Here is a 22718-nt window from a genome sequence, read left to right as displayed (position 1 = left end):
TTCGCGCCTCGTGTAGACGCAACCCGATCTGCTGGGCAAATGAAGCCCAGGCAGGGGGCGTGGTTTGGCGAGTCACCTCTCCATGCTGGAAGGCCAGCCATCGCCCTATGTATGTTAGATTATGCAGTTTCTAATGAGCTTGATCTAACACCCTTCGGGGTCTGCGAGAAGGAACCCGTTTATATGGCAACGAAGCACCACCCACGTATCAATCCGCAGACACCGCCGCTGCAACGGTTCTTCATCTCAGCACTTATCGCTGCTGCGCTTCTTGGGCTCTCGGCGTTCTTGCTGAGCATCATCGTGCGAGTTGCCGCGAAGGTACCCGCCGCCGTAGTCACAGCACCAAACACTTTGCTCCCCTTTGCGGTTGCGCTGATTGTCGGCTTGGTCTGCCTCTATCTCGGCGTTCGTGTCGCGTGCAAAAGCACCTGGACGAGCGAGGCCTTTTACCAGTGGATGAAGCCTGGCGGCTACCACTGGAAGTTTCGCGGAAAGATCAGTGCCGCCGAAGCACGCGATGCTCGCCGTCTGATGCGCGTGCCGAGTTGGGCGACCAAAGCCGGCCTGACCCGCGAGGAGTACGTCAGCACAACGAAGGTGACCGACGCTCACACCGGTGAGGAGCGGCTGAAGGACCGTTACGATTTCATCTACCCACGCGCCAATGCAGCGCAACTCAACGAGCACGGGGTGCTGGTGTTCATAGCCATGCCGGACGGCACCGGCATACTTGATGGGCAACCCAACAAGACCTTTGACGAACGCCTCGCCCGCGACAACCGTCTCAACAGAATCAAGCACGCTGCGCGCTTACAACACAAAGTCGCGATTCACGGTGACCGAGTGCAGCTTCTCAGCCGCGTACCAGCCGTGCAGAATGCCAGCATTGAGCAGGCCTCCCCGCTCGCAGCGTCTCCGACCTATGCCGCCCCTGCAGCTGAGCCGATGCCCCTACCTCCGGCCGTTTACGACTATAAGCGTGAGGTGCTGCGCGAGCGATACAACGAGTCACAGCCGGTGCGAAACTGGCTACTCTACAAGCTGAGCGGCCAGGACTGCGACAAGATCGCACTCTCCGACGAGCTAACGCAGGTACTGATGCTCGGGTTCCATGCCTCGCCCGACTCGATGCACTCGTTTTGGACTACCTACAAGCGCGCAATTCAGCTTTGGTACGGAGAGACTTTCACGCTCAGTCACCCAACAAACAACGTGCAACGCCTCCTTAACCTTCACGATCAAGGCGCATTCGCCGAGGTCAACGCGCTGTTCGCTCCGTTCGCCACCCTCGCCCACGCACGCGGAAACTTCATGCTGATGCCGGTCTACGCTGACCCGCAGACAGGTCGGCCAACGAGGGATACCAACCTGAACCTGGTGCGCAACAAAGTAAAGTCGGACTATTGGGACTTGACGCTTGCAGCCATTCAAAACGGCGAGTTTCGGGCATTCTTCGGAGATCACCCCATTGCGCCGCAGTTCAACATTCCCGCAATGCCCGGTGGCTTCGCTGAGTTTGTTGCACGGCACCACCTCGAAATGTACTTCGACCAATACGGCACCGTTCGCCCATTGTGGGCTGGGCACCTTCAGCCGGGCGCGAAGTACCTACCGCAGACGCAGGCGCAAGTAGCGGAATTCGTTACCAATGCCTGCACCAAGATTGAGCAACGCACGTTTGCTCTGGCGACAAGTTCGTCTGAGAGTGGAGGCGCATCACTGTAACGGTGATCGTGCAACTGCGCCCTTAGCCGCAGGCCTCTCCCTTTTCTCGCTAGTTACTGTATCGATAAGCCCGTTGACGAGCCGAAAAATTAAAGTCAACGGCGTTAAACCCCAAAGGACGATTCCACGAATGGCATTCTCAACCACGTACGTAGGAGACAGCCAGAATCGGCCTTCACCATAAGGGCTTTGTCGGATAAATATCAGTGCGGCTGTCCACAAAACCGCGGTGACGCCGATAAATCCGTAGAAGGATATTTTTATGACTTCCGAGCCGAGTGACAACGAGCTGAGGAGCAACAAGAGCCAACTAGCTTCATGTGCGTACTTCGCAGACCACCAAAAAACAAGCAGCCCAGAAAGCAAAGCTCCAACGAACGCCAGCGGCTCAAGCGCCGGACGGCTAAACCACGTGATGAAAGCATGAAGCCACTGCGGATCATTCTCCCCGAATATGAACGCTAAACGATACGCCGCATCTGCAAGGCCAACCCGTAGTTCATTGTGAGAAGCAGTCTCCACCAGCATCCCAAAGAGCAAGGCCAGGATGATGATAGAGACAACATTTCGCACCAGCCAGTCCGCGAGCGATTTCGCTCGCTCCGTGAACGCCGATGTGAATGCAGCGCCAGCAATGGCCACAGGATCAACCACTATCGCGGGTCTTCCGAATCTACACGCTCGAAGTAGATGGGGAGCTGCGACCAACGGCTAACTGTAGATACGCCCACGTTGAGCAAGTGCGCGGCAGAACGTTGGGTAAGGCCTTCGCGATGGAGGCTGTATTCTGCGAGAGCTCGTTCGAAGTTCGCGTATTTATCACGCACTGCGGCTATTTCGCTCATGAAGTCGGCAAGATCGCCGTTCTCGGCTTTGGCGGCTTTCGAGGCCTCGCTGAGACGCGCGGCTAGCACGTCAAACTCACGGGCAATGTCCGCAAGACCTTCCAGGGAAGTCTCTTGCTCGGTGGAGTAGCTGGGAGTGCCGGGTTTGCGAGCCATACCTTAAGCGTACTCGTTCGCGGTTGCATTCGCACACGTCACTTGCAAACACGTTCGCGAACGCGTACAGTATCAGACGTTCGCGAACACATTCGCGAACGTGAACAGAGAGGAAGGTCGTCATGGCTTTCAGAATCGCAGAAGATGAGTCGCTGGTCGTGCTCACGGTCGCACCGAAGACCGAAATGGACGGCACGCACAAGACAGACCGTGACGGGGTGCCGCTGTGGACGCTCCAAACGCTGCACACTCCCGAGACCGGCAAGGCGGCGCTCATCAACATCACCATGCCCGCTGCCCGTCAGCCGGAGGTGCAGCCCATGAGTCACGCCCCGATCGGCGTCGAGGTCGATCACTACGCTGTGCCTGCATCAGAGGGGCGCGCCGCCGCTTCGGGGTTGTTCTTCCGCTGCTCAGACCTCGTTGAACTGGAGGGTTAGACATGAGCAGCAACGAGAACAAGCGGAGGAAATCGCTTGCCGTCTGGCTGAAAGAGCAGCGTGCCGCGCATGACAGAGGCGAGCTTAACGAGGATCAACTGGCTCTACACGACCGAGACTTCCCCGGCTGGCGAAGCCACAAGGCGTCGCCCCGGTAACAACCCGCCGCCCGAACGGTAGCCAAGCCGTGCGGTGACCTGCAAGCGGTCACGCGGGCACTCCTCAGAAGAAAGGTGGTGCGACTCATGGCGCACGAACACAATGAGGCGTTGGCGCTCACAATTCTTGCCGGTGTTGCGCGGGGCGTCTGGCATACTCTCGCGGCCTGCGCGGTCACGCTCGCTTGGGCATCGCTCACAGTGTGGATGTGGTTTCAAAACCCTGCACCCTGGAACTGGATTATGAGCGCGGGGTGCGTGGCAAGCGCGATCATGTCTCATTGGGCGTTCCCAGCGATCACGCCGGTTACCTCAGACCTGCGTCGCTTCCGTGCTCGACGCAAAGCGAAGCAACAGCGCCGCGACGGCTACAGGGTCGCCCGCGACCTCGCGCTCGTGCCCGAGGTACGCGACGAAGAAACCGCGCTCAAACGCCCGAGGCGTCTACCCGATGCGCGCTTTACCAAGCATGAAACCTCTTGCATGCTCGACGCCCCGCAAACCCTACCCAGCACTATTCAGCAGATCGCGCAGCGCGCAATCGGCTATGCCCCAGTGCTCAAGATGCGTGACGATCAGGTGGCGGTAGCCCGACCCTCTCCCGAGCGGGTGCAGATCACTTGGCGCTCGACCCCACCTATCGACCTACTCGCTGCCCCTCGTGCTGGTTCGTTCGAGATAATCGACGGAGCACCCCTACTCGGGCGCGTCGATAGCGGTGCAGACTTCACCCTCGACCTCATCGGCGACGCCTGGCACGTTGGTCTGCAAGGCGCGACCCGCTCAGGTAAATCCGTCGGCACCTACGGCCTGCTTGCCGGGTATGCAGCCGCATCAAGGCAAGGCCGCGTAATCATCGGCGGCATCGACCCGACCGCGCTGCTGCTCAGCGCATGGGGTGATCACCCTGGGCACGAGTTTCGAGCGGTTGGCCTCGCTGACCTTGACGCAATCCTTGCGGCACTCGATACAGCGGTAAAAGAGATGGAACGCCGAATCGCTTGGCTCTTAGAGGCCGGGCGCGACAAGACCAAACCCGAAGACTTTGCACCCCTGATCTTCGTGCTCGAAGAGTACCCCGGCCTCATTGCTGCGGCCAGCACCACAGATGCCGCGCTCAGCCCAAAAGAGCGCCGCCTGCCCCGCGTCAAGAACGCAGTGCAGAGGCTCATTCAAGAAGGCGCAAAGGCAGGCATGCGGGTCGTTCTTATTGCGCAACGCTTCGATGCCTCGATCATCGGTGGCTCTGAGCGCTCCAATCTGGGTACGAGAATCAGTTGCCGTCTGGACAACCGCGATGCGGTCACCATGTTGCACCCCGATGCCGACCCGGAGACGGTCGAACGCATCCGAGGCTTCGCGCCCGGCTACGCCTACGTGGAGTGCCCCGGCGAGTTCCCTCGAGTCATTCGCTTCGATGCCGTCGATTACCAGCAGTACCGCGAACACGTCATGCAAGCAGGGAGCACCGATGAGCACGACTGACGAAGCACTGGTGCGCATCTTGCTCGGCCTCATGACGCACGACGAACTCGAAGCCCTCAAAGCCGACATAACTACGCGCGTCACCGCGCAGAACCACGCTCACACCCGAGAGGAGAGCACACCATGAGCCAGAACTACCTCACACCCGACGATGTCGCCGCGTTGATCCCTGGCGTTAGCCGCGAGTTGCTGGCCAAGCTGCGCTACCTGGGTACAGGGCCGACGTTCTTGAAGCCGACACCTCGGACGGTTCTGTACCGCGAGGCCGATGTTATCGCCTGGGTCGAGGCTTCCGAACGAACCTCAACCGCCGACGCGAGACGGTAAGAGAAACGCCAATGGGAAGCATCTACCCCTATACGACCGCGAGAGGCGAGAAGCGCTACCGCATCTCATACCGCCGCCCCGACAATCGCCAGACCAACGAACGCGGCTTCAAGCGCAAGCGCGATGCCGAACTACGTCTGGCCGAGGTCGAGGTCACGAAAACGCGCGGCGAATACATCAACCACGGCGAAGGCCGTGCCCTGATTCAAGACCTCGGAGTTGAATGGCTTAAAGGCAAGAAAGGCGTCTTGAAGCCGACCAGCTACGCACCCCTCGAAGCTTCATGGCGCAACTACGTCAAGAAGCAGTGGGGCGACCGAGCAGTGTCGAGCATCCGACACTCTGAGGTGCAGGCGTGGGTATCGAGCATCGACAAGAGCGCTACCGTGGTCATTCGCGCCCATGGCATCCTCGCCGCAATTCTCGACGTTGCAGTGCGTGACCGACGCATCTCTACGAACGTCGCTCGTAACGTGACGCTCCCCCGCAAGAAGTCGAAGAAGGCTCGGCGCTACCTCTCGCATGAGGAACTATGGGCGGTGGCGAACTCTGCCGGGAATCATAAGGCGCTCGTGCTCACACTCGGCTACTGCGGTCTGCGCTGGGGCGAGTTGGTGGCGTTGCGGCTCTCCGACATCGACCTCAAGAAACGACGTATCAATGTGACCCACTCCGTTTCCCAGATCGGCAAGGAGTTTCACGAGGGTGCCCCCAAGACCTACGAAACCCGCAGCGTGCCGGTTCCTGCCGAGGTCGCCAAGCTCATCAAGCTTCGCTGCGAGGGCAAGCGCGCCGATGCAATCGTGTTCGATGACGGGTACGGCGGCTATCAGCGCCGCGTGCATGCCTCCGAGAAAGAGCGCTCATGGTGGAACCGGGCATTGAACACCGCGAAGGTCGAGCGTATGGTGCTGCACGACCTGCGCCACACTGCCGCCAGTCTCGCAGTGAGCGCCGGGGCAAACGTGAAAGCCGTTCAGAGAATGCTCGGCCATGCTTCCGCAGCTATGACCCTCGACGTGTACGCCGACCTCTTCGACGACGATCTTGAGGCCGTTTCCGCGAGTCTCGATCAAGCCATCGCTTCGCGGGGTGTTGTCAAAATGTTGTCAGACGCACCGGAGGCGGAACGATGAAGGCCCCGACTCCCCAGTGTTTTCTAGGTGAGCCGAGGCCTCTATCTCGGTGGCGGGTGAGGGATTCGAACCCCCGTAGGCAGTGCCAGCTGATTTACAGTCAGCCCCCTTTGGCCGCTCGGGTAACCCGCCGTCGGTCATGCGAACACGACCGAGAGACCACATTACCGTCTCGCGCGGCGGAACGGAAATCGGTCCGGGCCGATAACAGAAGAGCAACCGGGGAGCAGCCGGAGAGCAGCCGGAGAAACCGCGCATCCACCAGGTCGAGCCCGGCCGCGGCGTGCAGCGCCGGCTGATCTGCAGGCGACCGCCGTGACAGAATCGGAGCATGGCTCAGCTCCCCACCGGCCTCGTGCTGCGCACCGCGCAGGGCATCGACGGCATCCCCACGCGCACCTTCTACCGCATCGCGAAGCTGCGCCAGGAGGTCTTCGTCGTGGAGCAGGACTGCGTCTATCTCGACCTCGACGGCCGCGACCTCGAGGACACGACCGGCCAGCTCTGGGTGGAGGACGCCGACGGTGCGGTCGCCGGGACCGTGCGGATCCTCGACGAGAGCCGCCAGGAGCCGGGCCTGCGCAGCATCGGACGCGTCGTCACCGCTCCCGCGTGGCGGGGCCGGGGTGTGGCCGCCGCACTGCTCGACGCGGCCATCGCGCAGTGCGACGGGAACCCGATCCTGATCCACGCGCAGGCGCACCTCGAGGCCTGGTACGGGCGCTTCGGCTTCGTCGCCTGCGGCGACGAGTTCCTCGAGGACGGGATCCCGCATCTGCCGATGCGGATCGGCTGACGCCGAGCCTCGCTGAGCGGGCCGAGCGGGCGGGCCGAGCGGAGCCGGGCTCACCCGGCGGGAGAGCCCAACGGCAGCTACTCGACGAGTTCGTCGAGGCCGGGCACCGGCACCGCGAGGCCGTGGCGGTGCGCCCGTGCCGACACCGACTGCTCCCGCAGCAGCGTGAGCAGCTCAACCGGGCCCGCCATCGTCACCGGCTCGGCCCAGAGCGCGGCGCGGTCCAGCCCGCCCATCCACTCCGCGGTGCGCACCGCGTCGCCGCCGATCAGCCGCACCCGGTCGGCGGCGACCCCGTCGGAGCCCACCGGCCCGGACACCGCGAGCCGCTGCACCCAGTCGTCGTCGCGTTCGAGCGATACCTCGATCCCGAGCTGCTCGAGGAAGGCGCTCAGTTCGGCGGGCAGCACCTCCCCGGTCGACACCGACACGGGGGCGCGCACGAGCAGTGCCGCCGCGAGCACGCGCACCAGCGCCACGACCCGGGCTCCCTGCGCGAGCCGCAGCTGCGTGGTGACGGGCAGGTACCGGATCACGTTGCGCTCGATCCCGAGCCCGATCGTGTCGCGCACGGCTCCGAACGAGGTGCGCCAGACCAGCGCGTCTGCGAGCGCGGCGCGGCGCACCTCGTCGAAGTCCTCGTAGTGGAGCACGGGGCGCGCCGCCTCGATGAGCAGTTGCACCTCGGGGTCGAGACCGCGCAGGTTCAGGGTGTCGCTGCGGGTGCCGGAGCGCAGCTCCCAGGACCCGAGCGGCACGAGCCGGTTCGGGCCCCCGCTCAGCGCGGGCAGACCCATCGAGGCGTCGTTCCATCCCCCGCCCGGCTGCCGCTCGATGCGCGCGCCGGTGGTGGGTCGGTTCAGCGACACCGCCGCTGCCTCGATCCCGTCGAGCCACGCGAGGATCTCGTCGGCGTCGTTCGACTGCAGCCCGGCGGCCGCGCCACTGCCCGGCGCGTTCTGCATCGCGAGCGCCTCGCCCAGGGTGTGCGCGTGCGCGATGCCGATGACGGGCACCGCGCGCGCGTCGTCCCAGAACGACGAGTCGGCGCCGACGCCGAGGCGCACCCCGGGGCTCCACAGCACACCCTCGTCGTCGAGCCGCCGCGGCTCCACGAGCCACTCCTCACCGCGCCCCAGTCGGGTGAGCGCCCGCAGGCCGGCCTCGTCGGGCGGAGCGGGCAGGGGGCCGAGGTCGAAGGAGAGCGGATCCGCCGCGCCCGGCCGGGCCGTGTCGCCCGTGCGCAGCGCGCGCACGGCGTCGGCGAGCGCCTCGCGGAAGCGCCTCGAGCGCGCGGAGCTGCCCAGCAGGATCACGACGTGCGCGGCGCGGGGATCGGACCCCGCCGCACGGAACCCCGAAGCGACGATGTCGGCGACCGCTTGATCGAGGTCGGCCGCGGGGGTGACGAGGATCGAGCCGCGCGCGTGGAACCGCCCCTCGACGCGCAGATCGGGGCGACGTCTCGCCAGCTCCCGCGCGGCCGCGCGATCACCGAGCACCACGGCGCGGTCGATCTCGGGGCTGGCCGCGAGCTCGGCGAGCGTGCGGCCGACGATCACCGCCTCGAGGTGCACCGCCCCGGCCGTGAGTCCGCCCGCCTGCCACTCCTCGAGCAGCGCGGAGGCCGAGCGCAGCAGTCGCTGGGGCACCGACCACAGCACTCCGCTCCCGGCTCCGAGCGCCGCCAGCACCGCCTCCGCCTGCACCGAGAGCGGGGTGCTGCCGTCGGCCGCCACCAGCACGAGGCCCTGGGGCACGAAGCTCGCGCCGCGCACGGCCGCGAGCCCCTCGGCGAGCTGCCCGCAGTAGCGCGCGGCGTCGACGATGTCGTCGATCTCGGCGTCGAGCTCGGCCACGGGAGCGCCAGTGTCGGCCGCGAGCACCTGCAGCAGGCGATCGCGCGCGGCCACGACGCCGAGCGCGGCGCGGCGCAACCGCGACGCCCGTGCGGCGTGCGGCAGATCGGCCCACCGCAGCGCGGCCTCGTGCGCCTCGCGCGTGGCGTGCTCGGGATCGAGGTCGGCCGCCGACAGCGCCACGGTGTCGTTGGCGGTGTCCCGCTCCTCGGCGATCCCCGCGGCCTCGACGAGGAGCTCCCTGGCCCAGTCGCGGTTGGCGGCGACCCCGGCGTCGGTCTCGGGCTCGTTGGCGAACCCCGACTGCGACACCACCGGGACGGCGCGCGGCGGCACGAACTCCTCGAGCGTCAGTTCGCCCGTCGCACCCCGCGTCAGCCCGAGCACGGCCGCGGTGAGCCCGCCGGTCTCGAGTCGCGCCGGTTCGTCGGGCTCGCGGTAGAAGAGCGCGCTGTCGCGCTCGCTCGGATTCCACTCCCTCGCCCGATGCTGCGTGCGGTGCGAGGCCGGCGCCGGCTCGGCGGCGAGCGCAACCGCGGTGCGGAAGACCTGCAGCTCGGCCTGCAGCTCGGGGGCGGCCTCCAGGTCCGGATCCTCGACCAGTGCCACGAGCCGGGACATCGGCGACTGCGGATCGGCCGCCTCGGCCACCAGCCCGACGAGCAGGTCGACGGCGCCCGCGAACTCCTTCGGAGCGATCACCGGCACGGCGATCCGCACCTCGGAGACGAGCCCCGAGATCGTCTCGGCGACACCCGGGGCGACGCCGGTGCGCAGCTGCACGGAGCAGAGCGCGCCCGCGTCGAGATGCTCGGCCAGCGCGGCGACGGCTCCGAGCACCAGCAGATCCTCGGACGCGATCACGGGGCGCAGCACCGCCGCCCGTCCGGGGTGCAGCGCGAGTTCGACGAGGCGCAGCAGCTGCGCGAGCACCTCGCGCCGATCCTCGAGCACCGACACGGCCAGTCCGCTCTGCAGCGACACGATGCGCTCCGCCCCGGCCGCACCGGCGACGCCGATCACCACTTCGGCGGGCGCGCCGCCGTCGGCCACGCGCCGCTGCGCCCAGCGGCTCAGGCGGTCGTAGTGCTCGCGCGACTCGGGCAGCTCGGCCATCAGCCGCACGCCGATCCTGGCGCGGTCGAGGGCCGCGTCGATGAGCGCCCGCACCACGAGGTCGGGCAGCAGTCGGGCCCAGCGCACGCTGCGCGGCTCGAGGTGCACCGTGGTGTCGTGCTCGATGGCGGCCTCGAGCACGGGACGGAGCGCACGCGCGGCCCGCGCCACGTCGTCCTCGGCCGACCAATCGCCGCCGCCGGGCGCGAGGCGCGCGGGATCGACCACGAGGTGCGTCACCGTCGGCACCCCGGCGAGGGCCACCAGGCGCGCGATCTCGGCCTCGACGCCTGCGGGCCCGTGCACGGTCTCCCCCAGCGGCACGGTCACCGGCACGAAGCCCGCCTCGCCGTGGCGGCGCAGCGTCTCGGTGAGGCGGCTGAGGCGGCCCGGCGAGGCGGGTCCGGCGGGCAGCCTGGTGGCGAGCACGAGCTTCGACACGCGGTCGCGCAGCCAGCGCCGCGCAACGGGCATCACCGCCCACGGCAGCCCGAGCGATGCGACCCCGCCCGCCCGCACCGCCAGGCGATCCCTGGTCGGCAGCGAGCGCGGCACGTCCTGCGCCATCTCGTGCAGGCCGGCCGCCGACGCGACGGCGTCCTCGGTTCCGGCGACCAGCTCGAGCAGGCGCCGCGTGAATTCGAAGGTCTCCGGATCGCCTCGGCCGAGCAACTCGCGGCCCGCCGATTCGGAGGTCTCGGGCCGCTCGCGCAGCGCGGCGATCCACTCGGCGACGCGTGTTTCGGCGCGGTCGGCGACGACGCTCCACAGCGCCCCCGGGCCCAAGGTTTCTGCAGCCATGTGCCCCACTGTATGCCGCGCGGCCGACAATGTCGGGGATGCGCGCCGCTGCACCCGCGTGCGCACGCAAAAGGGCGGCGGGGACCCCGAAGGATCCCCGCCGCCCCGACGGGCGGCCCCTACGCCAGCAGCGCGCGGTCGTCGAAGCTCGCGCCCTTGATCTTCGCGAACTCCGCGAGCAGCAGCGGCACCGTCAGCTTCTGCTTCTGCTCGGCATCGGCCTGGAACACGATGCGGCCCTCGTGCATCATGATGAGGCGGTTGCCCAGCTTCAGCGCCTGCTCCATGTTGTGCGTCACCATGAGCGTGGTCAGACCGCCCGAGGAGACGATCCGCTCGGTAAGGTCGGTCACGAGCGCGGCGCGCTGCGGATCGAGCGCCGCGGTGTGCTCGTCGAGCAGGAGGATGCGCGGCTGCGTGAAGCCGGCCATCAGCAGCGACAGCGCCTGGCGCTGACCGCCCGAGAGCAGGCCCACCTTCGCGGTGAGCCGGTTCTCGAGGCCCAGCTCGAGCGACTTGAGCTCCTCGACGAAGCGCGCGCGACGCGACTTCGTCACGCCGAGGCCCAGGCCGCGCGCCTTGCCGCGCTGCAGCGCGAGCGAGAGGTTCTGCTCGATCGTGAGGTCGGGCGCGGTGCCCGCCATCGGATCCTGGAAGACGCGGCCCACGTAGCGGGCCCGCTGGTACTCCTTGAGCTTCGCCACCTGCTTGCCGTCGATCGACAGGGATCCCGTGTCGACGGTGTAGCGGCCCGCGACGGTGTTGAGCAGCGTGGACTTGCCCGCGCCGTTCGAGCCGATCACGGTGACGAAGTCGCCCTCGTCGAGCTTGAGGCTCAGGTCGACCAGCGCCTTGCGCTCGTTGATGGTGCCCGCGAAGAAGGTCTTGGAGATGCGTTCGATGTTCAGCATGGTGTCCTACCTCTCCGCCGCCGGAACGGTGACGCCGGTGGTCGCCGAGGCGACCGCATCGGGTTCCGGGTCCTTGGGTCTGCGGTTGCCGCGATCCCGCAGCGACGGGATCTTCTTCAGGAAACCCCAGCGCGGCAGCAGCAGGGCGAGCACCACGAGGATCGCCGTGATCGCGCGCATGTCGTTCGGGTTGAGACCCACCGAGAGGGCGAAGAAGATGATCAGGCGGTAGAGGATCGAGCCCACGATCACCGCGAGGCTGGCCATGAAGATGTTGCGCTGGCCGAGCACCGCCTGGCCGAGGATGACCGAGGCGAGGCCGATGAGGATCACGCCGATGCCCATGCTGATGTCGGCGAAGCCCTGGTACTGCGCCACGAGGGCGCCGGCGAGGGCGACGAGGCCGTTCGAGATCGCGAGGGTGAGGATCTTCATGCCGTCGGTGTTGACGCCGAAGCTGCGGATCATCTGCTCGTTGTTGCCCGTGGCCTGGATCGCGAGACCCAGGTCGGTCGAGAGGAACCAGTCGACGACCAGCTTCAGCGCGAAGACCAGCACGGCGAAGATGAGCACCGCGATCCACGTCTTGCCGATCCAGCCGGCGTCGCGCAGCGGGGTCATGAGCGTTTCCTCCCGCAGGAGCGGCGTGTTCGCCTTGCCCATGATCCTCAGGTTGATCGACCACAGCGCGATCATGGTGAGGATGCCCGCGAGCAGGCCGTCGATCTTGCCCTTGGTGTGGAGCAGGCCGGTCACGATGCCGGCGACCACGCCGGCGCCCGTGCCCGCGAGGGTGGCCACCAGCGGGTTCTGCCCCGCGGTGATGAGCGCGGCGGCCACCGCGGCGCCCGTCGTCAGGCTGCCGTCGACCGTGAGGTCGGGGAAGTTGAGCACGCGGAAGGTGAGATACACGCCCAGCGCCATGACCCCGTAGAGGAGTCCGAGTTCGAGAGCTCCGATCATGGCTTACTCGATCACGTTCGCGGCGCGGTCGAGCAGGTCCTGCGGCAGCTCGAAGCCGAGGCGCTCGGCGGCGGCCGGGTTGACGGTCAGCTCGAACTCGCTCTGGGTCTCGACTGCCATGGTCGCGGGATCGGCGCCCTCGAGCACGCGCACGGCCATCTCGCCGGTCTGGTAGCCGAGCTTCTCGTAGTCGATGCCGAGCGTGGCGACGGCGCCGCCCTCGACGTGCTGGGCGTCGGCGCCGACCACGAGGATGCCCCGCTCCTCGGCGACGGAGATGATCGAGCCGAGGCCCGAGATCACCAGGTTGTCGCCGGGGGTGTAGATCGCGTCGACGTCGCCGAGCGCCTCGGTGGCCTGCTTCAGCTCGCCCGCGTTGGTGACGGTCTGCTCGACGATCTCCATGCCCTCGGCGGCTACGGCCTCGCGCGCCAGCTCCACCTGCACCTCGGAGTTCACCTCGCCCGAGCTGTAGACGACGCCCACCTTCTTCGCGTCGGGATCGATCTCCTTGATGAGCGCGATCTGGTCGGCGACGGGGTTCATGTCGCTCGTGCCGGTGACGTTGCTGCCCGGCGCCTCGTTCGACTCCACGATGTCGGCGGCCACCGGATCGGTGACGGCGGTGAAGAGCACCGGGATGTCGGCGATGTTCTGCATGGCGGCCTGGGCCGAGGGGGTGGCGACGGCGAGCACGAGGTCGAGGTCGTCGCCCGCGAAGGTCTGCGCGATGGTGGTCGCGGTGGGCACCTCGCCATTGGCGTTCTGCTCGGTGAACTCGACGGTCTCGCCCTCGACGTAGCCGGCGTCGGCGAAGGCCTGCTTGAAGCCCGCGACGGCCGCGTCGAGCGGCGGCGCCTGCACGAACTGGCTGATGCCGACCGCGACGGTGTCGGAGTCCGAACCGGCGTCGCTGCCGTTCGAGGAGCAGGCGCTCAGTGCGAGCGCAGCGGTTGCGGCCAGGCCGACGAAGGCGAGCGCCTTGCCGCGGATGCTGGTGACTGCCATGGGTTTTCCTCACTCGAGTGTGGTGGTGCCTCGGGCGGGAATGCGCCGAGGAAGATGATGGAACTCGCGGCGCCGGGGGACAGCGCCGTCCGGTGCCCGATATTAATCAGGGGCGTCTCCATAGTAAACCTGCCACTGATTTTCTAGACACATGAGACATCTAGAACGGTGTTTCCGGCAAGAAGCTATACATTCTGCATAGTCGCGCTCGCCCCCGCGCGGCGACGCGGCACGAGGCGGCACCCCGTCGCCGTGCGCCCCGCGCCCCGTCATCCTGCGCGAAGCCGCACCCCCTCTCGCCGTGCGCGAAGCCGCACCCCTGTCGACGCGGCGCGAGACCGCGCCCCCGTCATCCTGCGCGAGGAACGAGTCGCAGGATCCAGCGCGCACGGAACCCCGTCATACCGAGACTCGCCGCTCGCGCCGCATGTCAGGCGGCGCGGGGCGCAAGGGGCGCGCCGCCGGAGGCGGGATCGCTCAGCCGAGATCCGAGATCGCGGCGAGCACCGCGTCGTTCTCCTCGGGGGTGCCGATCGAGACGCGCACCCCCTCGCCCGCGAAGCAGCGCACGGAGATCCCCCGCGCCTCGAACGCCTCGGCGATCTCCTCGCTCTTCGCACCGGCGGTCAGCCACACGAAGTTCGCCTGCGACGGCGCGAAGTCGATTCCAGCGGCGCTCAGCCCTTCGACCAGGCGCGCCCGCTCGCGGATCATCTCCTCGATCCGCGCCTCCAGCTCGGCCTCGGCCTCGAGCGAGGCGAGCGCGGCCTCCTGGGCCAGGCGCGACACCGCGAACGGGATCGCGACCTTGCGCAGCGCCTCGGCGACGTCGCGCGACGCGATCGCGTAGCCGATGCGCAGCCCGGCCAGGCCGTAGGCCTTCGAGAAGGTGTGCAGCACGGCCACGTTGGGGTACCGGCGGAAGAAGTCGATGCCGCTCGGCGATCCCGGATCCCGGTCGAAGTGCACGTACGCCTCGTCGATGACCACGAGCACGTGCTCGGGCACCGCGGCCATGAAGGCCTCGAGTTCCGCCTCCCCCACGACGGTGCCCGTGGGATTGTTGGGGTTGCACACGAAGACGAGGCGCGTGCGGTCGGTGATCGCCGCGGCCATGGCGGGCAGGTCGTGGCGCGCGGTCGGATCGAGCGGCACCTCCACCGGCACCGCGCCGGCGACGCGCGTGAGGATCGGGTACGCCTCGAAGGATCGCCAGGCGTACATGACCTCGTCGCCCGGCGCCGTGAGGGCGTGGATCAGCTGCGCGGCGACCTCGACGGAGCCCGCGCCCAGCACGAGGTTGTCGGGCGAGACGCCGAAGCGATCGGCGAGCGCCCCCGTCACCTCGGCCGCCGCGATGCTCGGATACCGGGCGATCGACGTGGGCAGGATCTCGGCCAGGCGTCGCTCCACCGCGGGCAGCGGCGGGTACGGGTTCTCGTTGGAGGACAGCTTGACGCTGCGCCCGTCGGGGCCGACCGGTGCGGGCTTGCCGGCCCGGTAGGCGGCGATCTGCTCGAGCCCGGGGCGGAATGCCCGGGCGACTCGGGGGGCATCCGTTGCGTGCTGCGTGTGCGGCGTCATCGACACTCACCTTCCAGTCTGGGTTCTGACGGCGCCACTCTAGAGAGCAACGGATCGCTCTCGCAATCGGTACACTTTTCATACGGCAACGTGTTCAGTTCGTATAGCTTCTTCGCGAAATATCGGTACATATTGACTAGATGTTTTCGCGAGTGAGCCGATCCCGTCCTCCCGCGCGGAGCACCGGCCGCGGGATCCGCACCGCGGATCCCGCGACTTCCGCGCAGCATGACGGGCACGGATCGACGGGTCCTGCCGTAGAGTGCCGGTGTCGAGGAGGACGTATGAGCATCGATCAATTGGACGCACGGCTGATCACGCTGATCAGCGATCACGCGGGTATCTCGGTGGTCGAGTGCGCGAGGCGCCTCGGCGTCGCACGGGCCACCGCGCAGGGCCGGCTCGACCGGCTGCGGCGCACGGGCATCATCGCGTCCGAGGCGCCGAGCATCGATCCCGCCGCACTCGGATACCCGCTGCGCACCTTCTGCACCATCCAGATCCGGCAGTCCATCGGCCATCAGCGGGTGGCCGAAGGCCTGACCAGGATCCCGGAACTCCTCGAGCTCCACACCATCACGGGCGACGCCGACATGATGGCGACCATCGTCACCCGCTCCACGAACGACCTCCAGCGCGTGCTCGACCTCATGTCGAACACGGAGGGCGTGGCGCGGGTCTCCACCCGGCTCTCCCTCGAGAGCCACTTCAAGAACCGCACGCTGCCGCTGGTGCAGGCCGCCGTGCCGGAAGAGGCGGAGCCCCGCAGGCGCTCCTGAGCGGGCGGCTGTCCGCCGCGGTCGCGGCGTCGGGCGGGCGCGGGGCGTCAGACGGGCGCGGGGGGAACGCGCACTCCCCATCCCGCGCGCAGCATGACGGGAGGACCGGGCGCCGCTACGCGAGGGAGAGGAAGAGCTTCTCGAGTTCGTCCTGATCGGGGGTCGACTCTCCCTCCGGATCGGTCAGGCACTCCTTGAGCGCGCTGGAGATCACGAGGAACCCCGCGCGATCGAGCGCCTTCGAGACCGCCGCGAGCTGCTGCACCACCTCCCGGCAGTGCGCATCCTGCTCGACCGCGCCGATCACGGCCGCGAGCTGTCCGTGCGCGCGGCGCAGCCGATTCACGACCTTGCGCTTGGCCTCTTCGTCGTGCGGGGTCGGGCGGGTGCCGGTTGCTGTCGCGTGCGCCATGGCCTGGGCCTGCTTTCTGCGTGTGAACGGACTGGGCTTGACAGACAGGATACCCCCATGGGTATAGTTCTGGAAGGAAAAATACCCCCCTGGGTATTTTGATCAGCGAGAGAGAGGACGGGCCGATGTGCCGAGCGACGAGGTGCCGCACCTGCGGCAAGACCACCTGGGCCGGCTGCGGCCAGCACGTGGCGATGGTCAAGATGAGCGTGCCCGCCTCTGAATGGTGCAACGGCAAACACAGTCAGGCGCAGATCGATGCCGCCAAGGCGAACCGGGGCGGGTTCTTCTCACGCCTGTTCGGCCGTTGAACCGAGACGGAAAGGGGAGGAGCAGGTCATGGCGACGAAGAATCTGACAACGGGCACCTTCGATAGCACCGTGAACGGTGCAGGCATCGTGTTCGTCGATTTCTGGGCGGCGTGGTGCGGACCCTGCCGGGCCTTCGCGCCCACGTTCGAGCGGGCTTCGGAACAGCACCCGGACATCGCGTTCGGCAAGGTCGACACCGAAGCAGAGCAGCAGCTCGCCGCCGAGTTCCGCATCACCTCGATCCCGACCCTCATGGTGTTCCGCGACGGGATCGCGGTCTACGCCCAGGCCGGAGCGCTCACCGAGCCGCAGCTCGCGCAGCTCATCCAGGGCGCACGTGACCTCGACATGGACGACGTGCGCCGGCAGATCGCCGAGCGCGAGACGCAGCCCGCCTCCTGACCACAACCCCGATCCAGCACATCAGAAAGGACCCTCATCATGTGCGCACGAATCACCTGCCCCGCCTGCGGCAAGCCCACCTGGGCCGGCTGCGGTCAGCACATCGAGGATGCCCTCTACGGCGTACCCGAAGCCGAACGCTGCACCTGCCCCTGACCGGGCGCACCCGCCCCAGACGAAAAAGGAACCGACCATGCTGCTCGAACGCATCTACGACGAGGACCTCGCCCAGGCGAGCTACTTCATCGGCTGTCAGGCGAAAGGAGAAGCGATCGTCGTCGATCCGCGCCGCGATCTCGGCGTCTACCTCGCACTCGCCGAGAAGCACGCCATGAGGATCGTCGCCGTCACCGAGACCCACATCCACGCCGACTACCTCTCCGGCACGCGCGAACTCGCGGCGAGGACCGGCGCGCAGATGTACGTCTCCGACGAGGGCGGCCCCGACTGGACGTACGGCGCCGACTTCGACGGCGCCGTGCGCATGAAGCACGGCCACCGCATCCAGCTCGGCAACATCACCGTCGAGGCGGTGCACACCCCCGGCCATACCCCCGAGCACCTGTCGTTCCTGGTCACCGACGGAGCGCAGTCGAGCGAGCCCGGCTTCATGCTCACCGGCGACTTCGTGTTCGTCGGCGACCTGGGCCGACCCGACCTGCTCGACGAGGCGGCTGGTTTCATCGACACCCGCTTCCAGGGGGCCAAGGATCTCTTCGCGAGCCTGCGCGACCGCTTCCTCACCCTGCCCGACTACGTGCAGGTGCTCCCCGCACACGGCTCCGGCTCGGCGTGCGGCAAAGCGCTCGGCGCGATCCCCGCGTCGACCGTCGGCTACGAGCGCAACTTCTCCTGGTGGGCCGAGTACCTCCGGAACAACGACGAGCAGGGCTTCGTCGACGAGCTTCTCAGCGGGCAGCCCGACGCGCACGCCTACTTCGGCCGCATGAAGCTGGAGAACAAGATCGGGCCCGCCGTGATCGGCGAGGCCTCCGAGCTCGTCGAATACACCACCGTCGACCTCCACGCCGCACTCGCCGCGGACAGTGTGATCTTCGTCGACACCCGGGCCAACTCCCTCGTGCACGAGGGCACCGTGGAGCGTTCCCTGAACATCCCCGGCATTGCGAAAGCCGCCAGCTACGGTGCCTGGGTCTACGATCCCAAGATCGAGCAGCGCCCGCTCGTACTCCTCGCCGGTTCAGCCGAAGAGGCGCAGGAGATGCGCGATCACCTGGTGCGCGTCGGTATCGACACGGTGCACGGCTTCATCACCTCGCTCGACGGGTTGGAGCTCATCGCGCCGAAGCTGGTGCAGCCTGAAGAAGTCGAAGACTTCGAGAAGGTCATGCTGCTCGACGTGCGCAACCGCACCGAATACGCCGAGGGACATCTGCCGGGCGCCGCGCAGCTCTCCGGCGGACGGGTGCTCTGGAACCTCGACGCACTCCCCGACCCCGGAGCCGGCACGATCGTGACCTACTGCCAGAGCGGTGTGCGGAACAGCGTCACCGCCAGCGCACTCCGCCGGGCCGGCTACGACATCGCCGAGCTCGACGGTAGCTACGCGGCCTGGTCGGCGATCCCCGGCAATGAGCCCGTCGCCGTCTGAAACAGGCGGGACGCCGATCCCCCGCATCGGCCGTGTCGTCCCGGGCTACACGATCCCCGTCATCGACGAGCGCGCCGTCCGGGCGGCAGCCCGCATTCTGCTGCTGCTCGGAGGAGCGGCCTTCGCGACGGCGGTCTTCACCGGCACGACACGGCCGCTGCAGCCCTTCGGCATGTACTTCATGATCGACATGCTGCTGCGCGTCACGGCGGGCGACCGCTGGTCCCCGACCCTGTTCCTCGGCCGCCTCGCCGTCCGGCGGCAGCCACCCGAGTGGGTCGGCGCCCCGCAGAAGGAGTTCGCCTGGTGGCTCGGCTTCGGTCTCGCCCTCGCCGCCTGCGCGAGCATGGGCCTCTTCGCCGCCCCGTTCCAGCTGACGCTCGCACTCTGCGGCCTCTGCCTCCTGCTGCTGTTCCTCGAGACCGCGTTCGGCATCTGCGTCGGCTGCGCGCTGCAGTCCCGCTTCGGCGGGCGGCCGCCCCGGTACTGCGCGGGCGGCAGCTGCGGGATCGCGGGCGACGAGCCTCGGAGCACGGCACCGCACGCGGAAATGCCGCACGCAGCGGCACACGGCGGCCCGGCACCGCGCCCGGCAGCACCCCGTACGACACCCCGCAGCGCCGGATGATCCCCGCCCCGGATCGTCCGCGACACGACACACCCGAAAGGAGCGCGATCATGCGCCGCACCCTCTCCCTCTCCCTCTCCGCCGTCACCCTGCTCCTCGGTCTGGCGGCCTGCTCGGCAGCACCGGGCTCGGCGGAGCGCACGAGCACCGTGAACGTCGGCGACGAGACGATCCTGCTCGACGTGCGCACCGCCGAGGAGTACGCGTCGGGCCATCTCGAGGGCGCGCAGCTGCTCGACTTCACCGGCGGCGACGTCGCCGCGGCGATCCCGAATCTCGATCCCGACGCCGAATACCTCGTCTACTGCCGCTCGGGCAACCGCTCCGGGCAGGCGATCGCGCTCATGGAGCAGGCCGGGTTCACCAACCTCACCAACCTCGGCTCGCTCGAGCAGGCCGCTCAGGCGACCGGCCTGCCGCTCGCAGGCTGATCCCGCTCGCCGCAGGAACCGGTTGGCCGATGGAGCGGGTTCACCGGGGCCGCGGGCGGGGCGGGCCCACGGCGGCTCGATCACGCATCGGAACCGGTCATGAACCGGAGCGCGCGCCCCCACCGGCTCCGTCGCCACCACCGGCTCGGCCCGCTCCCCCGACCCCGCCGACGCGGGCCCAGAGCCGCAGCGCGAGGTGCGCGGAGGTGGTGCTCCAGCCGTCCGAGAACGCCTCCTCGCCCACGCACTCGCGGATGCGCTGCAGCCGGTGGTACAGCGTGGCGCGTCCGATGTGCAGCCGGGCGCAGCTGCGCGGCGCGTCCCGGTTCTCATCGAGATAGACGAGCCAGGTCTCGGCGAGATCGGTGCGCCCGCGCGCCAGCAGCTCCGCCGCGCCCGGGCTGAGCTCGGCGATCGCCTCGGGTGGGGTATCGCGCAGCAGCGTCCACGCCCCGAGCGCCTCCCAGGCGCGGGAGGCGCGTGAGGCACGGGAAGACGGCGCGGGATCGCGGGAGGCGGGGGATCCGGGCTCGGATCGCGCGGCGGACTCGGCGGCGAGCTCCGCCGCGAAGCCGGCCCGCGCGAGGAGCTCGGCGCCGCTCGCCGAGGCCGGCCCGCGCGCCTCGCCGACGCCGCGCACGCCGATGCCCCGCCGCTCGGCGCTCCGCCCGAGCGCGGCGATCGCCTCCGATGCGTCGCCGGGGGCGCAGACGAGCACCGCCCCGCCGTCGTGCGGCGCGGCGATCATGCGGTCCGCACCCAGCGCCTCCAGCGCATCCGCGAGCACGGTGCGCAGTCGCGCCGGGGTCGCGCGGCGCCTCCCGTCGCCGAGCAGCGCCCGCAGCACGACGACCTCGTCGCCCGCCCGCAGCAGTCCGCCCGCCCGGGCCTCGTCGAGAGCCGAGCCCTCGCCGTCGACCGTGTAGGCGAGCGCGAGCCGCGCCCCCTCGCCGAGCTCGGCGCGCACGGGCGCCCCCTGCCACTCGAGCTGCGCCGCGATCTCGCGGCAGGCCGACCCGATCTCCGCGATCCGGGCCTCGCCGAGCCGCGGCTCGTCGATCACCCAGAGATAGCCCAGCAGACGCCCGCCCGACCGGATCGGGAAGCACACGCGGTCGAGGGTCGCGTACTCGGGGTGCCCGGGCACCCGCCGCCACCCCGCCTCCGCGTCCAGGCGCAGCGAGCGCAACCAGCTCTCGACCTCGGGCAGCGTGCGGCGATCCAGCACCGACGCCACGCGCGCGTCGTCGATCCGCCCCATCCGAGCGGTGGAGGCGATGATCGCGAACGCCGGGTCGTCGAGCGCGACGGAGCGATCCAGCCGGCGACCGAGGCGATCGATCAGCTGCTGCACGCTCCTCATGCGACTCCTCTCGCTCCGGCGCCCGCCGCCACCGAACGAGTCGAGTGTCGCATCCGGATGAGACATCTGTCCAACGTGCGGCGCGCGATCGGACCGTACGATCGGGGTGTCGCCCGAGCCGGCGACGCATCGCGCACCAGTACGCGCACGAACGGAGGAAGCATGACGGAGCAGTTCGATCGGATCGTCGTCGGCGGCGGCGCCATGGGGCTCGCGACCACGTGGCAGCTCGCGAGCCGCGGCCTGCGCGTGCTCATGCTCGAGCGCTTCAGCCCCGGCCACGACCGCGGCGCCTCGCACGGCGCCACCCGCAACATGAACAACGCCTACGCCGAGGATCACTACCTCGACCTCTACGACGAGGCGCTGCGGCTGTGGCGCGAGCTCGAGACCGATTCGGGCCGGCGGCTGCTCACGCTGAGCGGGCTGGTCACCCACGGCGATCCCGAGCGGGTGCGCGCCGCTCACGATTCCCTGGTGGCACGCGGGGCGGCGGTGGAGCTGATCACGCCCGAGGCCGCCGCGGCGCGGTGGCCCGGGATGCGCTTCGAGGGCGAGGTGCTCGTGAACCGCGACGCGGGGCGGATCCACGCGGCCGAGGCGCTCGAGGTGCTCGACGCGCTCTCGCGGGAGCGCGGAGCGGAGCTGCGCTACGGGCACCGGGTGCTCGGCATCGATCCGGGCGCGGATCGTGTGGTCGTCACCTTCGAGGCGACCGACGGCGAGCGCGCATCGGCCGAGGCGGAGGGCGTCGTGGTGACGGCGGGCGCCTGGAGCGCGCCGCTGCTCGACGGCCTCGTGGAACTGCCCCCGCTCCGCGTCACCGAGGAGCACCCCGCGCACTTCGCCGCGCGCCCGGAGTTCGCGTCGGCCGAGTGGCCGTCGTTCAACCACTTCCAGCCGGACGAGCGGCTCACCGGCTACCGCGGCAACGTCTACGGCATGCTCACGCCCGGCGAGGGCGTCAAGGTGGGGTTCCACGCGACGGGCGACGAGGTGGATCCGGATCGCCGGCGCTTCCGCGCCCCCGACGAGGCCCGCGCGCAGCTGCGCGAGCACGTGGCGCACTGGTTCCCGGGCCTCGACCCCGACTCCGCGGTCGAGGTGAGCTGCACCTACACGCTGACGCCCTCCGAGCGCTTCGTGCTCGACACGCGCGGCCGCGTCACCGTCGGGGCCGGCTTCTCGGGCCAGGGCTTCAAGTTCGTGCCCGCCATCGGCCGGGTGCTCGCCGACGCGACGCTCGGCACGGCCGAGCCGCCCGCGGCGTTCCGGCTCGAGTCGCACGGGGCGTGAGGCGCGGTCGGCCTCCCCGCCTCGCCCTCGGCCCCGCGCCTGCCCTCGCACCGGGCACCGACCGCGGCCGAGTCCGAGCCGATTCTCCGAGCCCGCAGGGGTTGTTCGCGCTGAACGGCTCGGTGTCGAGCACCGGGCTCGGTTTCGCCCGTCAGGCCGCGCCCCGGGCC

23 protein-coding genes and 1 tRNA gene are annotated in these 22718 nt (G+C 68.6%); 14 read left to right on the top strand and 10 right to left on the bottom strand.

The window, feature by feature from the left end; genetic code table 11:
- The first annotated feature begins 183 nt into the window (after nucleotides 1-183).
- Nucleotides 184-1728 carry a hypothetical protein gene (locus ACWKZU_RS11395; RefSeq protein WP_449282445.1) on the top strand — a complete coding sequence of 515 codons (1545 nt, stop codon included), beginning with the start codon at nucleotides 184-186 and terminating at the stop codon, nucleotides 1726-1728.
- Here the strand turns inward: ACWKZU_RS11395 and ACWKZU_RS11390 are convergent.
- Entirely contained in the window at nucleotides 1720-2370 is a 651-nt protein-coding gene (locus ACWKZU_RS11390; RefSeq protein WP_449282444.1) for a hypothetical protein, read from the bottom strand. The genes ACWKZU_RS11395 and ACWKZU_RS11390 overlap by 9 nt on opposite strands.
- Before the next feature lie 11 nt (nucleotides 2371-2381).
- Entirely contained in the window at nucleotides 2382-2729 is a 348-nt protein-coding gene (locus ACWKZU_RS11385; protein ID WP_449282443.1) for a hypothetical protein, read from the bottom strand.
- A 122-nt stretch (nucleotides 2730-2851) separates the two neighbouring features.
- Between ACWKZU_RS11385 and ACWKZU_RS11380 the strand changes: the two genes are divergently transcribed.
- From ACWKZU_RS11380 to ACWKZU_RS11360, 5 genes are all read left to right on the top strand, one after another.
- The gene (locus ACWKZU_RS11380) at nucleotides 2852-3169 is read left to right on the top strand and encodes a hypothetical protein (RefSeq protein WP_449282442.1); all 318 of its coding nucleotides are present in this window, start codon (nucleotides 2852-2854) and stop codon (nucleotides 3167-3169) included.
- 245 nt (nucleotides 3170-3414) lie between these two features.
- Nucleotides 3415-4812, top strand: a complete 1398-nt coding sequence (locus ACWKZU_RS11375) for an FtsK/SpoIIIE domain-containing protein (RefSeq protein ID WP_449282441.1) — start codon at nucleotides 3415-3417, stop codon at nucleotides 4810-4812.
- Nucleotides 4799-4939, top strand: coding sequence for a hypothetical protein (locus ACWKZU_RS11370; protein WP_449193016.1), 141 nt, complete (start codon nucleotides 4799-4801; stop codon nucleotides 4937-4939). Before ACWKZU_RS11375 ends, ACWKZU_RS11370 begins: the two co-directional genes overlap by 14 nt.
- Entirely contained in the window at nucleotides 4936-5139 is a 204-nt protein-coding gene (locus tag ACWKZU_RS11365; RefSeq protein ID WP_449193017.1) for a helix-turn-helix transcriptional regulator, read from the top strand. The genes ACWKZU_RS11370 and ACWKZU_RS11365 overlap by 4 nt, the downstream gene beginning before the upstream one ends.
- 11 nt (nucleotides 5140-5150) lie before the next feature.
- A complete protein-coding gene (locus ACWKZU_RS11360) occupies nucleotides 5151-6275 on the top strand; it encodes a tyrosine-type recombinase/integrase (RefSeq protein WP_449193018.1) in 1125 nt (374 codons plus the stop codon).
- A gap of 50 nt (nucleotides 6276-6325) precedes the next feature.
- Here the strand turns inward: ACWKZU_RS11360 and ACWKZU_RS11355 are convergent.
- Nucleotides 6326-6407, bottom strand: a tRNA-Tyr gene (locus ACWKZU_RS11355).
- Between the two features lie 199 nt (nucleotides 6408-6606).
- Between ACWKZU_RS11355 and ACWKZU_RS11350 the strand changes: the two genes are divergently transcribed.
- The gene (locus ACWKZU_RS11350; RefSeq protein WP_449282440.1) at nucleotides 6607-7071 is read left to right on the top strand and encodes a GNAT family N-acetyltransferase; all 465 of its coding nucleotides are present in this window, start codon (nucleotides 6607-6609) and stop codon (nucleotides 7069-7071) included.
- A gap of 77 nt (nucleotides 7072-7148) precedes the next feature.
- Here ACWKZU_RS11350 and ACWKZU_RS11345 read toward each other — a convergent pair whose 3' ends face one another.
- From ACWKZU_RS11345 to hisC, 5 genes are all read right to left on the bottom strand, one after another.
- Nucleotides 7149-10847, bottom strand: a complete 3699-nt coding sequence (locus ACWKZU_RS11345; RefSeq protein WP_449282439.1) for an aldehyde dehydrogenase family protein — start codon at nucleotides 10845-10847, stop codon at nucleotides 7149-7151.
- Nucleotides 10848-10966: 119 nt separating this feature from the next.
- Complete coding sequence (locus tag ACWKZU_RS11340) at nucleotides 10967-11758, bottom strand: ABC transporter ATP-binding protein (protein WP_449282438.1); 792 nt, start codon at nucleotides 11756-11758, stop codon at nucleotides 10967-10969.
- Between the two features lie 6 nt (nucleotides 11759-11764).
- The gene (locus ACWKZU_RS11335; RefSeq protein WP_449282437.1) at nucleotides 11765-12721 is read right to left on the bottom strand and encodes an ABC transporter permease; all 957 of its coding nucleotides are present in this window, start codon (nucleotides 12719-12721) and stop codon (nucleotides 11765-11767) included.
- A 3-nt stretch (nucleotides 12722-12724) separates the two neighbouring features.
- Nucleotides 12725-13729 (bottom strand): ABC transporter substrate-binding protein, encoded by a 1005-nt coding sequence (locus tag ACWKZU_RS11330; RefSeq protein ID WP_449282436.1) that lies wholly within the window; start codon nucleotides 13727-13729, stop codon nucleotides 12725-12727.
- Between the two features lie 477 nt (nucleotides 13730-14206).
- Entirely contained in the window at nucleotides 14207-15313 is a 1107-nt protein-coding gene (gene hisC, locus ACWKZU_RS11325) for a histidinol-phosphate transaminase (RefSeq protein ID WP_449282435.1), read from the bottom strand.
- A gap of 284 nt (nucleotides 15314-15597) precedes the next feature.
- On the opposite strand from hisC, the gene ACWKZU_RS11320 reads away from it, so the two are divergent.
- Complete coding sequence (locus ACWKZU_RS11320) at nucleotides 15598-16092, top strand: Lrp/AsnC family transcriptional regulator (protein WP_449282434.1); 495 nt, start codon at nucleotides 15598-15600, stop codon at nucleotides 16090-16092.
- A 115-nt stretch (nucleotides 16093-16207) separates the two neighbouring features.
- On the opposite strand, the gene ACWKZU_RS11315 is transcribed toward ACWKZU_RS11320, so the two are convergent.
- Nucleotides 16208-16504: a metal-sensitive transcriptional regulator gene (locus ACWKZU_RS11315; protein WP_449282433.1), complete on the bottom strand. Its 297-nt coding sequence runs from the start codon at nucleotides 16502-16504 to the stop codon at nucleotides 16208-16210.
- Between the two features lie 125 nt (nucleotides 16505-16629).
- Between ACWKZU_RS11315 and ACWKZU_RS11310 the strand changes: the two genes are divergently transcribed.
- From ACWKZU_RS11310 to ACWKZU_RS11290, 5 genes are all read left to right on the top strand, one after another.
- Entirely contained in the window at nucleotides 16630-16815 is a 186-nt protein-coding gene (locus tag ACWKZU_RS11310) for a hypothetical protein (protein ID WP_449282432.1), read from the top strand.
- 28 nt (nucleotides 16816-16843) lie between these two features.
- Nucleotides 16844-17218, top strand: coding sequence for a thioredoxin (gene trxA / locus ACWKZU_RS11305; RefSeq protein ID WP_449282431.1), 375 nt, complete (start codon nucleotides 16844-16846; stop codon nucleotides 17216-17218).
- A gap of 193 nt (nucleotides 17219-17411) precedes the next feature.
- The gene (locus ACWKZU_RS11300; RefSeq protein WP_449282430.1) at nucleotides 17412-18830 is read left to right on the top strand and encodes an MBL fold metallo-hydrolase; all 1419 of its coding nucleotides are present in this window, start codon (nucleotides 17412-17414) and stop codon (nucleotides 18828-18830) included.
- Nucleotides 18811-19458: a DUF4395 domain-containing protein gene (locus tag ACWKZU_RS11295; protein WP_449282429.1), complete on the top strand. Its 648-nt coding sequence runs from the start codon at nucleotides 18811-18813 to the stop codon at nucleotides 19456-19458. The genes ACWKZU_RS11300 and ACWKZU_RS11295 overlap by 20 nt, the downstream gene beginning before the upstream one ends.
- Before the next feature lie 50 nt (nucleotides 19459-19508).
- On the top strand, nucleotides 19509-19889 hold the full coding sequence (locus ACWKZU_RS11290; protein ID WP_449282428.1) for a rhodanese-like domain-containing protein: 381 nt from the start codon (nucleotides 19509-19511) through the stop codon (nucleotides 19887-19889).
- Nucleotides 19890-19986: 97 nt separating this feature from the next.
- Here the strand turns inward: ACWKZU_RS11290 and ACWKZU_RS11285 are convergent, their stop codons facing one another.
- Nucleotides 19987-21252: a helix-turn-helix domain-containing protein gene (locus tag ACWKZU_RS11285; protein WP_449282427.1), complete on the bottom strand. Its 1266-nt coding sequence runs from the start codon at nucleotides 21250-21252 to the stop codon at nucleotides 19987-19989.
- A gap of 162 nt (nucleotides 21253-21414) precedes the next feature.
- On the opposite strand from ACWKZU_RS11285, the gene ACWKZU_RS11280 reads away from it, so the two are divergent.
- Nucleotides 21415-22548: an FAD-dependent oxidoreductase gene (locus tag ACWKZU_RS11280; protein WP_449282426.1), complete on the top strand. Its 1134-nt coding sequence runs from the start codon at nucleotides 21415-21417 to the stop codon at nucleotides 22546-22548.
- Nucleotides 22549-22718: the final 170 nt, after the last annotated feature.

Source organism: Leucobacter sp., assembly GCF_053528595.1.
Note: the sequence above shows the minus strand (reverse complement) of the source record. Positions and strands in the feature narration are given on the sequence as shown.